This window comes from [Bacillus] enclensis (genome assembly GCF_001456935.1).
GTDB classification, from domain to species: Bacteria; Bacillota; Bacilli; order Bacillales; family Bacillaceae_B; genus Rossellomorea; species Rossellomorea enclensis.
On record NZ_KQ758482.1, the window covers coordinates 658933 to 672671 of the forward strand.

Below are 13739 nucleotides of genomic sequence, written 5' to 3' on the forward strand. Positions count from 1 at the left end.
AAGTGTCCAGATTCTTCTGGACACTTTAATTTATGATCCCATTCCCAACGATTTCTGTTTTAATTTTTGGGATAATGGTAATTTTTCTGTAGTCTTCATCCCAATTTACTTTCTCCCATGTTTTGGGATGGAATGCAATCAGTTCCCTCCCTATACCGAAAACATCGGAATTGGCGGTTTGAATCGTTTCTATGAGTTTTTCTGCTCGCTTCTGCAGATCATGCTGTATTTTTTGGTTGATTTTTTTAACATTTTTCTTATCGGTTAGTTTATCCGCCGGAAATTCTACAATTGTAATTCCTGTTTTCATGCTAATTTCAACCTTTATATCATACGGAGAATCAGAAATGATTTTCATTTTAGACTTAGGTTTTATCAGACTATATGAAATATAGTCATCCAGCGGGGACTTATTTTCTTTATCCATTTCTGAAATAAACCTTGCCAATTTTGCTTTTTTGTTGGCAAGTGCAAGGAATAATGTAGATTGCGTAACACTCAGTTCCCCTGTCATGGAGTGCTTATGGAAAAGGGCATTCCCTTCTAACTCTATTTCATTATTCTTCAAAGCAAGCAGGGGAAGCATGAAGTCTTTTCCTTCATCAAACATCACCGTACATACAGTCTGCAGATTTTGTTTTTCCACCTCTGTTGCGTTTTCCGCACTAGTGATCTGCTCAGCAAGGTATTCAGAGATAAGTGTATTCTTCTGTCCCAATGTTGAAAGAAGATCTCCCCCATGTCCTTTCGCAATGGCTATTTTTGCTGAGATGGAACTGGAGGGATCCCTGTAAAACACATCAAGGAATTGATACATGTCTTTTTTCGCCAAGTCCTCCCCAAGTACAAAGACCCTGTTCTTTGAAGGTTCGAACCTCCCATTGATTTTACGGTCCATCTTCATCCGGGTTTCCCTCAGGGTTTTGCCAACTGCCTGGAGCTCTACATTGGTTGGGAATTCCCCCTGAAAGTCTCTTATGATGGCAGTCGTTAATATTGTGTTGTCGTCTTCCTGATCAAAAGCCGAAGAATAGACAAGCCTTGAATCCTTCAGCAATCGTTGATCCCAGCAGCCTGCCAGACATAAGTGAAGTAAAAGTAAACTCAATGCTGCCTTCAGCTTCTTATTCAAGCACTTTCACTCTCCTTTTTCTTGAAGATCAGCGATACACCCAATAGGGTAATGGGGATAATAAGCACAAAAATATACGATAAGGCAAGAACCCACTTATTCACTATGTCCATCTCCGATAATTTCCCTGGGATCAGGGCGATACAATATGCAAACCCACCCCAAAATACTGTGCAATAGCCTCTTTTTAGCTTCTTGAACTTCTTGAACAGATGACTGCAGCATTCTGTACAAAGAAATAAGTAACTTGTCAAAGATGTAATGACGTTCACGACCCAGAATGAAGCAAACAGCAAATCGACCCTCTCCACCACTTGCAGGTAGAGGGATTTAACATAATAAAGTACGGGCTGCGGCACGATTTTAAGTTCTTCAGGACTGAATGTGACTGTGCTGACGATTGTCAGGAACGTATATACAAGCGTCACGGACAGATTCGCAGCAGTCGCCGCTTTATAAATTGCAGTACTTCCATTGTGCTGGAAATAAGGATAGAGGATCAACAGAAGTTCAAATCCCAGCATGGAAAAATAGGCTTCCTTTGCCCCTTTCAGTATGGTCAACCCTCCGGATGTCCCCATCGGGAACAAATAGCGCCAATCAACCGGATAAATGAAAAGTACGATTGTTGACACGACGACCAGCAGGACAATCAGGATTGTCACAACTACATAGACGTTGCTGATTTCCATTACCTTTTCTTTGCCCAAATAAAACCCTGGGATAATGAGCATTAACATTACAGCCCATGTGGGTGTAAGAAGAAGTGACCAGGATTTCACGATGGCAGTCGCATACATCAAAATGATAATGACAACAAGCACTCCATAGATGAGGTAACCGAACGTTATTAATGTGGATGCAAATTTACCGAGAATGACTCTTGAATAATCGAAAAGTGATTTCGAAGGAAATCTGCGCCCTAATAGCCATAGGATTGTAATGATACACTGGACGAGAGCCCCTGCTACCAGGACGGACATCCATGCGTCCCCTTTGGAGACAGAGAACACATTAAAAGGAAGTCCCAGGACGCCTACACCGATCTGGGTTTGAATGATAAAGATGCTTAATTGAAAAGAAGTTAGCTTAATCTGCTTTTTCATCTTTTTTCCATCCCCTTGACCCAGATGATGCCCTCCATTTGTATCGGGCTTTCAAATCCTTCGGTCTCGTCTTTACCATCCAGATTGGTACCCGGATGAGAGTATCTTTCAACCTGCCGACATCCAGCGGGGCAACCGGGTAGAAGTAATACTCTCCAAGTGATTTTAATTTGGATATATGAATGAAGATGAGTATGAGACCAATCACGATGCCGTATATTCCAAAGAGAGCGGCCATCAGCATAAGAGGAAAACCCAGAATCCTTAGTGAAGTGCTCAATTCATTGGATGGTATGACAAAAGATGAAATCGCTGTGATCGCTACCACAATGACCATCGTGTTCGATACAAGATTCGCTTCCACTACTGCCGTCCCGATGACAAGACCTCCGACGACACCGATTGTCTGCGCGATAGGATTCGGCAGCCTGATCGACGCTTCTCGAAGCAATTCAAGGGTAAGCTGCATGATCATGGCTTCAATGAGCGGTGGAAAAGGAACATATTCCAATGAACTTTTAATCGAGAAAATAATTTCCACCGGGATGATTTCATAATTAAACGAAATGACTGCAATATAAAAAGCGGGCAGACAAAGTGCAATCACGAAACTGAATAACCGGACGATCCGGAAGAATGAGCTGATGAATGATCGGTTATTATAATCCTCTGTTGTCTGTAAAAAACTGAAGAACGTAACAGGAAAGATCAAGACTGTAGGGCTTCCCTCCATGACGAGGGCGACCCTTCCTTCCATCAGGTTAGCAGCCACCCTGTCCGGCCTCTCTGTATTAAGAAACTGCGGAAAAGGGGAGAAGGAATCATCTTCTAGATATTCTTCAAAATAGCCCGGTGATTGGATCGAGTCTGCAGCGATGTAGCTGATACGATTTTCGATTCTGTTCAACAAATCAGGATTTGTCAGTTCTGAAACATACACCAGTGCATATTTCGTATTTGTTGTCTCTCCTACGTTTGCGTATTTTACGGTCACCCTTGGATTTGATATTCTTTCCCTGATGTAGTGAATATTTTTCGTGATGCTTTCGTTAAAACCCTGGTGTGAACCCCGGATTACTTTTTCATTCATGGGTTCCTTAATATTCTGGTCCACTTTCGGCATGCTGATCAGGTGCATGTCTTTAGCGCCGTCTATTAATATCAGACAGTGGCCGTCCACCATGGCACTCAATGCTTCATCAATATCCGTTGCTTCAATGATCGAATTTGCACTGACTACATTCTCAAGCTTCCCTTCTCTTTTTTCATTGATGGGCTGAATGACATAAGTTTGCAAATTCTTATTATCAATGACGGAATCCACAAATAAAACAAACAGAGATTTCTCATTGAAAGTGAGCTCTCTGATTTTCAGATCATCAGTATTATATAATCCTGTTTTTATTTTTTCTATTCTTTCATCCACGGGGAACGTCTGTCCTTCTTCAGCAGGAATAAGCTGTTTCAATTTCCTCTTATTCTTCTTATCAAAACCACTCATTTTTTAACACCTTCATCTGGGCTTGTTTCTAAATATTGTCTCCATGAAGATATCAGTTATGCATTTCAGACATAAGGGCTAACCGTTAATCAGTCAATCCCCTCCCCTTTTCTACCCCAAATTCCTTCGAGAATATGGAGAAAAACATCATTGAATTCTTCAATGTCTCCTACCTTATCGACAAATCCCGATATATGTGTTTCTATTTCTCCGAGATCTTGTTTTATTTTTTTAACTGAATGAGAGAAATACTGACTGTCCATTTGTTCCTTGCCTTGTATTTTCAGGTGCAGGATGTGTTCAATTTCTCTTCTGAGTGATTCTCCGAGATTCAACTCTTTCATTATGGCTGCGATTTGATTTGGAGGAAAAGTACGCAGCTTTAAGAGCCATAAACTTGATAGGAATGGTCTGATGATATGAATATAGTCTTTTACTTGTGTATACGGCTCTTCCATCAGATTCAAATTCTTTTTTGCCATTCTTACATAATGTTTAAGCACCTTATAAGCCGAGAAACTATGTTTCGACAGGTCCCTGATTTTTTTTATTGAATCATGTTTCAGATAAATGTTTTCCTCTGTTAACCATTCAAGAATGGAGGGGTTCGATCTGTGAAGGAGAGAAAGAGCTTTTTTCAGATCCCATCCCGCCAGTTCTAACTGGTAATCCACCTTCTTTTCTATTACATCCCTTTTCGTTTGAAGGGAGAGATAGTGACGTACTGGATGAACGTAAATGAACCTTACATCGTAATCGCTATGTTCTGACGCGTATCCCCAGGCTCTGCTCCCTGCCTCCACTGCGTATAGGATTTTAATTCCGTACTGTTCCTCCAGTTCTAAAAGACTGCTGATTATTCGGTCCATGGACGTTATACATCCTTTCTTATCTTAGAATTTGCGAAGGGGTCATCCATTTCTTTATTATTTTTCTTATAAAAAATTAATTACCCCCTGGTTCCCAAAGGTTTCCAGGGGGCTTGGTTGTTATCTATTTATTTTTTGCCCCATTTATTTCTTTCTGGAATGAAAGCAGCATCCCATATGTCATGACCAGAAGGATTACCCCGAGAGGAAGTGCGGTGATGATAGTCGCTGCCTGAAGCCCGCTTATCCCGCCTGTCCCCATAAGAATTGCCGCGATGGCAGCCAGAATGATACCCCAACTGAACTTTACAAAAAACGGGGGATTCAGACTTCCATTTGAGGTTTGCATTCCAAGAACAAATGTTGCAGAGTCAGCAGATGTCACAAAGAATGTAATGATCAGAAACAGTGATATGACCGAAAGCAGAGCGCTTAATGGCATCTGGTCATAGACGTAAAACAGAGCGGTTTCAAGACTCTGCCCGGCTACATCCACTCCTTTGATCACGTCAAAATATAATCCTGTCCCGCCGAACACACCAAACCATAGCGAACAAACCAGGGTAGGCACGATAATGACCGCGACAATGAATTCACGGACCGTCCTCCCTTTCGATACCCGTGCGATGAATGTTCCGACAAACGGAGTCCACGAGATCCACCATGCCCAGTAAAAGATGGTCCAGTCCTTGACCCATTGATTATCTTCCTTATTAAAAGGTGAAAATCTAAGCCCCATGCTTGGAAGCTTCTGCAAGTAACTTCCGAATGTGGTTAAAAATAATTCAAGCACGAACTGTGCCGGGCCCAATAACAAGAAACTGAAGAATAAGACAACAGCCAGTAGCATATTGACATTACTTAAATATTTTATTCCTTTTGAAAGTCCTGATGCAGCAGAAGTAATGAATAATATGGTGGCAATCCCCATAATGATCAGCTGTATAGTGAAGCTTACCGGGATATTCAATAGATAATTCAAGCCGCTGTTTATTTGCTGCGCTCCGATTCCAAGCGAAATCGCCACTCCGAAAATCGTTGCAAATACTGCGATGATATCAACAATATACCCGATTGGCCCTTTGGTTCTGTCCCCGATGACTGGATATAAAGTCGCACTCATCAGTCCAGGCAGACCTTTTCTGAACTTATAGTAAGCAAGCGCCAATGCGACTACTGCATAGATGGCCCATGCATGAAACCCCCAATGAAGATACGTGTATCGCAGTCCGACTTTTGCAGATTCAATCGAGTTCCCTTTTCCGAATGGAGGAGAGGCATAATGGGAGACTGGTTCCGACACACCATAAAATAAGAGGCCGATTCCCATACCTGCACTAAATAACATGGCAAACCAGGTCGGAGTCGAATAATCAGGCTTATCATCATCCTTGCCCAATTTGATCTTTCCGTATTTACTGAATGCAAAAAATAAAGCAACCACAAAAAAGAAAGTAGCCGAGAATTGATAGAACCATCCAAATTTATCAAGGAGCACCGCCTGCAGATCTGTCATTACAGCAACCAGATTTTCAGGAAAGATCACTCCCCATAACACAAAAACGATACCAATCGAGATTGATATCCAAAACATTGATGTAAATTTCCTCAACATTATCCTCCTTCTTTCTTCCTGATTGAAACGTACGGGTATAATGATACGAGCTTAGTATTTCCCCAACTATAATACGGCTAATCAAAAGATTGAAAGGTAAGATAAAATCCGCCTGGAGTGGATGGAATGCGAAGATAGAATGAGAAAGAGAAAAAAATAATTTTATAGAATAATTCTTTTGCAAACGGACATCTTAAGATGGACGGAGGTGATAACCATGACAAACAACAATCAAAAGCCACAACAACAAAAAAATGAAGCTGAATTCGCTCAAGAGCAAAACGCAGCTCAAAAAGCTCGTAAAGCTGCTCAACAGCAACAGCAGCAGCAAAACCAAAACAATAAGTAATCAGACATAGTATTCAAGAGCTGTATACTTAATAAAAAGAGCAAGAGACCTATTTTTTCGGGTCTCTTGCTCTTTGTCTTTCATTACTTATGTTATAAAAGGGAGTTATTTGATCTCCCCAGAATATCTCACCTTTTTATTAAAGGGTTTATAAGCAGCCAAAACAGCCACCCCCGCTGAAATCACGTTAATCAGTGTGCTTATCAATGGATGACCTGTAAAGCCGCCTTCTTCATAGAAATAGGTAAGTACCAATCCTGTGATGATGCTCAATACAATGCTCGTCCCGACAAATACTCCTGCAAAGATAAAAAACTTCTTAAAATATCCCCACAAATTCCATCACCCCTCCGTTACGATTTTTGAAACAGACGTTACTATTTGTCACTTCTAGTATGTAGGCGTTTTTATATATTCATCAAAAAACAGAGTACGCTAAAACGTACTCTGTCTGCAGTTTTACTATTTAATTACTTTTGAACGTTGGCTGCTTGTGGTCCACGAGCACCTTCAACGATTTCAAATGTAACGTCTTGTCCTTCTTCAAGTGACTTGTAGCCTTCACCTTGAATAGCAGAGAAGTGAACAAATACATCGTCTTGACCTTCAACTTCGATGAAACCGAAACCTTTTTCTGCGTTGAACCATTTAACTTTACCTTGTAGCATAAAACAAGTACCTCCCAGTGCAGTTGCACATAAAAATATTAATATTCTTGTTTCGATTAAGTTTCAAGACGAATGTTCTTCTGCCCGAACAGGATTAACCGAACAAAAATAATTATATATACTATAACAGACAAACCACCAAAACTCAAGAACGGATCAATTTATTCGACCGTTTCCTTTTCTTTGCTGAAGATCTTTTTTATCATGCGTATCTGTCCGCGGTGATTGATTTCATCCTCGAACACATGAAACCATTTAAAAAAGTTGTTTCCTTTCTTCCCATACCACCAATCCGTCTCTTCATAGAGCCATTCTTCCGGCAGCTCCCTGAACTTGCTGTATGTCCTGTCCCGGGTCCCGCTTAATTGCGCGAGATACTCACCGGCTTCCTTTCCTTTGATCACTTCAGCAGCTTTACCAAGGCTCAGTGCAGGCTCGAGCGAATCAGCGTAACGGTCCACCTCTTCATCACTTACATCTTCAAAGGTAAGCTTCTGATAAATTTTTTCAACTGCATCAAAATGAGCCAGTAGCATCCCGATTGAATTTGCCTCTTCGTGAACCCTGTAATCCAGTTCTTCCACGGAAAGATTTTCAACCTCCTGAATCGTTGTTAATCTCGCATAATCCATCATTGATGCAAGCAGTGAAAAGTCCTTTTTAAAATCCTTTTTTTCCTTAATCAAAAAGATTGAATCATCCATCTCTATAACCCCTTTCGTATCCCACTACTAACTATTAGATAAAAATTGTTCAATTCCTTCCTTGATTGTAAAGAAAAAGCATGATACAGAATGGACAATATGGCTCCTTCAGTCCGCTTAATAGAAAAAAGAGCCGTAATCAGGCTCTATTTCTCTTCCACTTTATGTATCACTTTATCATCCAGCCGTCCGTTATCGTTAATCACTTCAATCGTGACCACTTTTTCGTCTTTATCCTTTATCGCTTTTATCAACTCGTCGATTTTGTCAGGCTGCTTCAATTCGATGGTCGTTTCCACCTCATACTCTTCAGATTTCTTTAAATCCGAATCGCTTTTCAATTCTTTATCTGTATAAATCAGATCCTTGCCAAGGGCGTTTCTGATCGTGCCGCCTTGAAGAAAAAAGCGAGCCTGGAAAGGTGTGTCTACATCCAGATTGCGGTCGGTTAGCATGCCTTTAAAAGTGACGGTGCTGTCTTCTTTGTTGATGATGACTTTACCATCCGTAATCATCTCAGCTGCGTTGCGATTACATCCTGATAAAATGATTAACAAGATCGTAAAGACTAGTATGTACTTTTTCAATGTTCACTTTCCTCCTGCATATTGTCTATTGCTTCATCCCATCCCCGCAGGGACGGTGGTTGCTTCTGATATATTTTAACATAAGATTGCCTGTGTAACTTCAAATATTGCGGGATCAGAAAAGGATGGTCGTTTTGGGGAATCAATGAGGAAGAGAGAATTCCATCGGGTGCAGATTCATATATGGTAAATCAGTAAAATTCTCTCCGGTTGAATTAGTCCGTAATAGAATAGGATGTCATTTCACCGCGACTTTCCGGGGCTGATTGGTCTTATTACATACCGCCTTCAAAATAAACATTTTTTCCTGAACACTGAGCATTCTCCATGATTTAGCACGAATAATCATGTAATTACCTCCAGTCATACATTTATTTGTTTACTATTTACCTCTTTTTAAACGGAAACAAACCAAACAAATGCCGACAAGAACATATGGAAAAATACTTTCTCAGACAAAACTCTTGCTGTAAGAAAGTATATATCGAATAAGTATGTCCAATTTGGTAATAAAGTGTTGAAAATTATTTATTATCTGAGATGAGCTCAATAAAATGATGAAGAATCCTTGCCGTCAGTCCCCAAATTACTTTGTCCTCATAATAATAAAAATGTTCCTTCATATTTCTTGCCTGAAAGTTATAATTTTCTCCCCCGGGAATGTTCTCATATGGAAACCCTTTTTCTGGCTCCATCTTAAATTCAATGTTATATAATTCAGGCTCTTTCATTTGAAGTTCTCTTAAAGGGGAGGTAAAGATCTCTTCAACTTCCGCCTTGTTCGGGTCCAGGTCCTTTACATCCACATTTAAGATTCCAGCAAAAGGATAGATAATTGTCCCAAAAGGAGATACCAGATAGTCCAGCGGTTGAACAGCTGAAATCATCTTTCGATCAATCCCCAATTCTTCTGAGGTTTCTCGCAGGGCTGCACCCTCCGCATCTCTGTCGACGCGATCGATCTTACCTCCTGGAAAGCAGATTTCCCCCGGCTGCCTGCGCATATTAAAAGACCTGACTTCGAACAAAATATGTGTTTCCCCATCCACTTCAATCAAAGGCACAAAAATGGCAAATTCACTATACTTTTCGCTGCCGAGGATTTTCGGGGTGCGCCCCATGATTGAATGCATGATATGCTCTGCGTCCATTCTTCTACCCCCAGTTTCACTTTTCTTACATTATAATATGAATCTGAGGGTGGACCAAATGATAAGAAACTGCGAAGGATCATTAATTTGAAACACAGACGATACTGCAGAGTGATAGGAATTCAATCAATATTGCTGCTCTTCCACTTCCTGATGCCGTCGTCTTCAAGGATGCCGAGAGTCGCATCAGAAATGTCAGGGTCCGAGGTTAACTGATCCTGTATCGCGAATTTAATATCGTCAGCCTGCGATAACTGGAGACCTCTTTCAAGCTCAAGATACGCTTCGACATGATAATATCTTCCTTCCTGGATGATTCTCATCTTGTAAATATCGACTACCTGTTCATGCTCGAGGATCATTTTACCTACTTTATCCTCTACGTCTTTAGGGGCTGCCACTCCGATTAAACCGACCATATTGTCATACCCAACCCTGAAAGCAACAAATACCATCAGGCACCCTATGATGATGGTGACGATTCCATCCAATAATAAAAAGGAGGAATAATAAGAAACAATGACCGCAATGAGGGCAAAAACAGCTCCGCTTACAGCCACAATATCTTCATAAAAGACAAGCCTTGTAGGAGGGGACGCTTTCTTTACATTCTTGACCGCTCCTGTCACGACTCCTAAACCCTTCCTGATATCCCTGGATTCTTCCCCGATCTCTTTCATGACTTTCACTAAAATCGCTCCGTCGATGATGATATTCAACAGTAAAATGGATACATTGAGCAGGATTCCTTTTACTTTTGCCGGATGACTAATCAAATGGAAACCTTCTTTTATAGTTTCGTAAGCCATGATCGATACGACTATAACCGCAATCATACAAAACAAGTTAATAACTCTTCCGAAACCTGTGGGGAATTTCCTTGTCGGTTCTTTTTCAGACAGGACACTGCCGATAAATACGAACCCCTGATTGACTGAATCAGCCAGTGAGTGCATGGATGATGCAAACATAGCACCGCTTCCGCTGACAATATAAGCCCCGCCTTTTGCGATTGCCAGTACCGTATTGCCGATCATCGCATACAAAGAGGACTTATTTCCTTTCTTAATCAGCTCCCATACTGATTGCTGTCCCATATCTTTCACCTTCTTCCTTCCTGAAAATATCTACTTCGGTGTTAATAAGTCAGTTCCCCCTAGTATCCCTTAAATACTAAAATTCATTACTGAATTGACGAACGATATATGCTTACTTATACTGAAAAAACAGAGGAATTCTTTAAAGAAAAAACATCCTCAAAGGAAATGGAGTTCAAAAATGGAGTTCAAGATTCAATATTTATCTTTTTACTTAATTCAAGTCGACGGAAAAGGCGAAGAAGCAGAGAAACATGTTAAACACTTCCAAACCCTGACAACAGAACAATACGAAGAAAGTGATCTGAAAACATTCCTGGACGGTGAGTTGACAAAGATCGTGAAAAGAAAGGTTGACCGTCACGCCAAGTCTGACTCAGCCCCTACGAAAATTGGCAGATTCATTGTTGAACCCGGACATGAATTAACCTCCAACCCAAATTACAATTTATTTCATAAAACAAGGTCCGCAGAAGACAAAGAAACATTCAGGGAAGCCTGTGACCAGCTGGCACAAATGTATATCGAAACCAGTGCGGTCAGGGGCGGGGCTCTGGTCATCGCTACAGCCAAATTAACCAAATTTTTCGATGACCCGTTTGTCTTCATCATGAAGTGCGATTTCGAACCAAAGGTTGCCCGGATCACCGATGCATCGACACTTATACATAACGTTGAAATGGCCATCACCACTAAAAATATGAAATCGGTCCAGTATCCCTTCATGCCTGAAGAAGGGATGATGGATGCCGCCGAACTAAAGATTCACCAGTCATCACATTCGCGTTACTTTGAAGATTTCCTGAAATGGGTGGAATTCGAGAAATCAATGCCTGAAATCGTTAAATCCCAGGTTTACGGTATGGTCAAAGAACATATTGAAGAGACATATAATGAAGAAAGTGACGAACGGGTCGAATTCGAGCAGGCAATGGAAGAATGGGCAATCAGTCCGAAGCGGGAACTGCAAGAACGCTTTTCCACCGATCAAGTAGTGGAAGCTGCCTCCCAGATCGTCGAACAGTCGCCCGAGGTGGAGCTGAAAGTGAAGCTTGACCATGTATCGGTGAAAGCCCTCCTCTCCGACTTCGGAGACAGCATTCATTTAGCAAAAGTCAACGGCAGGTATATTCTGATGATTGAAAGCGATTCGGTTATGTTCGAAAAAGGATTCTCCCCTCTCGAATTTTTAAAACCGGATGATCTGCATGAAGTGATTCAGCGGATTCAAATGAAAGAGTGAACCAGTTGAGATTGTTTTTAGATACACCGTACCTAATTGGGGAATACAATTTAGGTACGGTTTTTTCGTTCTAAACAAGCAGGCTTCTTGGAAATGGTTTAAACAAAGCCGGGTACCAGCTTTCAAGACCGCCATTGCCGATGAGCAGGCGGATGGCACCTTCCCGCATGTGACATGACCATGTGCTTCAATCAACCAATCAACCACTAGTTAAGAAAATGGTTGTGGCTGCTCTACCGGTTTGTGAAGCATTTTTTATAGAATTGGATATAACGGAGAGATCTCCTCTAAATACCGGTACAGGTATATAGATGTTTACGGGTGTCGAATATTGTTGGAAAATCGGTAGTTCGCACATAAACTGAAGAATATAGCACTTATAATCAAAATTTAGCACTTATATTAAAAATACCGCACTTAAGTGAGAGGGGCCCTCTCATAAAATGATTGAATACCCCTGCCAGGTAGAAATATCCCTCTGATGTCCAAGCGCTTGAAGGTGCAGTGTTAGTCAACGTACTCTGGATTCGACAGTTCGAGCATAAAAGGGGAGTTTTCGAGCACAAATAACCTGATTTCGAGCACAATACAGACAGGTTCGAGCAAAACCAACCGGTATTCGAGCACAAAATTGAAATCCAGATCAAAAGCTCAGATACATACCCTGATCCGTACGCTTAGCCGGACTACAAAACAGTAAAAGGCCACCCTTCGAACGTGTAAAGATGACTGGACGGCCTACTCTTCACTTTATTGTTCGCCATCAGGGGAAGGTTCTTTACATATTTTTCACAATCACTCCATAAAAAAATGTTGTGTAACCAAGCATTATCACATAAAATCAGTAAGAAAATTCCATCTTTTAACAGGAGGGTATTATGCTGAATCAAAAACAATTGGATGACATAAAAGCATTGCAGGATATTTGTGAAACACATGAGGGAATCAAACTTAAATTGAATTGGGATATGCTCCAACACCGCACAGCTGACCATGATGACTTCTTTCATTATTCCAATAAAAATCTGCTTGGATTTCTGGCTCTATACGGTTTCGGAGTCCAATATGAATTATGTGGAATGGTCCATCCCGGCCATAGGGGAGAAGGGATATTTAAAGAGTTGTTTAAAAAGGCCATGATTTCTTTAAAAGACCGAAATGCCGGGTCCCTGCTGATCAATGTCCCGGGCACATCTGGTTCGGGAAAAACATTTGTTGAAGCCATTGATGCTGATTATGATTTCACTGAATATGAAATGAAATGGGAGCCTGGCAGCGGAATAACACTGTCAAAGAGTGTGATGACCAGAGGAATGACTGAAGATGATATTCCTCAATGCATATCGCTGGATATCGACTGTTTCGGACAGAGCCGCACCGATGCGGAAGCCATGCTTAAACAAATGCTCACTGAGCAGGGACTGAAAAGCTTGATGATAGAGGCTGACGGGCAGACTGTCGGAAAAATCCGCGTGCAGCGCATCAAGGGGCAAAGCTTCATCTACGGGTTTGCCATCGACCCCAAATACCAACGGAGAGGAATCGGGCGGAAAGCACTTTCTTATGTCGTTTCTGAAGAATCAAAATGGACGGATGACATCTTCCTGGATGTTGCAGCTGAAAACAGCCATGCTCTGAAACTTTATGAAACAAGCGGTTTTCGGACGATTTACAGTCAGGACTATTATCGATATAAGCTGTAAGCGAAGCAGGCGGA

At 41.2% G+C, this 13739-nt stretch carries 14 protein-coding genes; 3 read left to right on the forward strand and 11 right to left on the reverse strand.

Going from position 1 to position 13739, the window contains the following annotated elements; translation table 11 throughout:
- Positions 1-25: 25 nt before the first annotated feature.
- The 5 genes from AS034_RS03250 to AS034_RS03270 all read right to left on the reverse strand — a co-directional run bounded on the left by AS034_RS03250 (position 26) and on the right by AS034_RS03270 (position 6220).
- Positions 26-1132 carry a Ger(x)C family spore germination protein gene (locus AS034_RS03250; RefSeq protein WP_058297520.1) on the reverse strand — a complete coding sequence of 369 codons (1107 nt, stop codon included), beginning with the start codon at positions 1130-1132 and terminating at the stop codon, positions 26-28.
- A complete protein-coding gene (locus AS034_RS03255) occupies positions 1129-2238 on the reverse strand; it encodes a GerAB/ArcD/ProY family transporter (RefSeq protein ID WP_058297521.1) in 1110 nt (369 codons plus the stop codon). The genes AS034_RS03250 and AS034_RS03255 overlap by 4 nt, the downstream gene beginning before the upstream one ends.
- A complete protein-coding gene (locus tag AS034_RS03260) occupies positions 2222-3739 on the reverse strand; it encodes a spore germination protein (protein WP_058297522.1) in 1518 nt (505 codons plus the stop codon). Before AS034_RS03260 ends, AS034_RS03255 begins: the two co-directional genes overlap by 17 nt.
- A gap of 89 nt (positions 3740-3828) precedes the next feature.
- Positions 3829-4608 carry a nucleotidyltransferase domain-containing protein gene (locus AS034_RS03265; protein WP_058297523.1) on the reverse strand — a complete coding sequence of 260 codons (780 nt, stop codon included), beginning with the start codon at positions 4606-4608 and terminating at the stop codon, positions 3829-3831.
- A gap of 124 nt (positions 4609-4732) precedes the next feature.
- On the reverse strand, positions 4733-6220 hold the full coding sequence (locus tag AS034_RS03270) for a glycine betaine uptake BCCT transporter (RefSeq protein ID WP_058297524.1): 1488 nt from the start codon (positions 6218-6220) through the stop codon (positions 4733-4735).
- Between the two features lie 220 nt (positions 6221-6440).
- Here AS034_RS03270 and AS034_RS23295 point away from each other — a divergent pair, with 220 nt between their 5' ends.
- Positions 6441-6572, forward strand: a complete 132-nt coding sequence (locus AS034_RS23295; protein WP_272867395.1) for a hypothetical protein — start codon at positions 6441-6443, stop codon at positions 6570-6572.
- Positions 6573-6677: 105 nt separating this feature from the next.
- On the opposite strand, the gene AS034_RS03275 is transcribed toward AS034_RS23295, so the two are convergent.
- The 6 genes from AS034_RS03275 to AS034_RS03300 all read right to left on the reverse strand — a co-directional run bounded on the left by AS034_RS03275 (position 6678) and on the right by AS034_RS03300 (position 10779).
- Positions 6678-6908: a hypothetical protein gene (locus tag AS034_RS03275; protein WP_058297525.1), complete on the reverse strand. Its 231-nt coding sequence runs from the start codon at positions 6906-6908 to the stop codon at positions 6678-6680.
- 134 nt (positions 6909-7042) lie between these two features.
- Entirely contained in the window at positions 7043-7240 is a 198-nt protein-coding gene (cspD, locus tag AS034_RS03280; protein ID WP_032088076.1) for a cold-shock protein CspD, read from the reverse strand.
- Between the two features lie 161 nt (positions 7241-7401).
- Positions 7402-7944 carry a DinB family protein gene (locus AS034_RS03285; RefSeq protein ID WP_058297526.1) on the reverse strand — a complete coding sequence of 181 codons (543 nt, stop codon included), beginning with the start codon at positions 7942-7944 and terminating at the stop codon, positions 7402-7404.
- A gap of 146 nt (positions 7945-8090) precedes the next feature.
- Positions 8091-8531: a membrane lipoprotein lipid attachment site-containing protein gene (locus AS034_RS03290; RefSeq protein ID WP_032088074.1), complete on the reverse strand. Its 441-nt coding sequence runs from the start codon at positions 8529-8531 to the stop codon at positions 8091-8093.
- A 524-nt stretch (positions 8532-9055) separates the two neighbouring features.
- Positions 9056-9682, reverse strand: coding sequence for an NUDIX hydrolase (locus AS034_RS03295; protein ID WP_058297527.1), 627 nt, complete (start codon positions 9680-9682; stop codon positions 9056-9058).
- 122 nt (positions 9683-9804) lie between these two features.
- Positions 9805-10779, reverse strand: coding sequence for a cation diffusion facilitator family transporter (locus AS034_RS03300; RefSeq protein ID WP_032088393.1), 975 nt, complete (start codon positions 10777-10779; stop codon positions 9805-9807).
- A 181-nt stretch (positions 10780-10960) separates the two neighbouring features.
- On the opposite strand from AS034_RS03300, the gene AS034_RS03305 reads away from it, so the two are divergent.
- Both AS034_RS03305 and AS034_RS03310 read left to right on the forward strand, forming a co-directional pair.
- Positions 10961-12022: a DUF3900 domain-containing protein gene (locus AS034_RS03305; protein WP_058297528.1), complete on the forward strand. Its 1062-nt coding sequence runs from the start codon at positions 10961-10963 to the stop codon at positions 12020-12022.
- 878 nt (positions 12023-12900) lie between these two features.
- Positions 12901-13725 (forward strand): GNAT family N-acetyltransferase, encoded by an 825-nt coding sequence (locus tag AS034_RS03310; RefSeq protein WP_058297529.1) that lies wholly within the window; start codon positions 12901-12903, stop codon positions 13723-13725.
- Positions 13726-13739 lie beyond the last annotated feature (14 nt).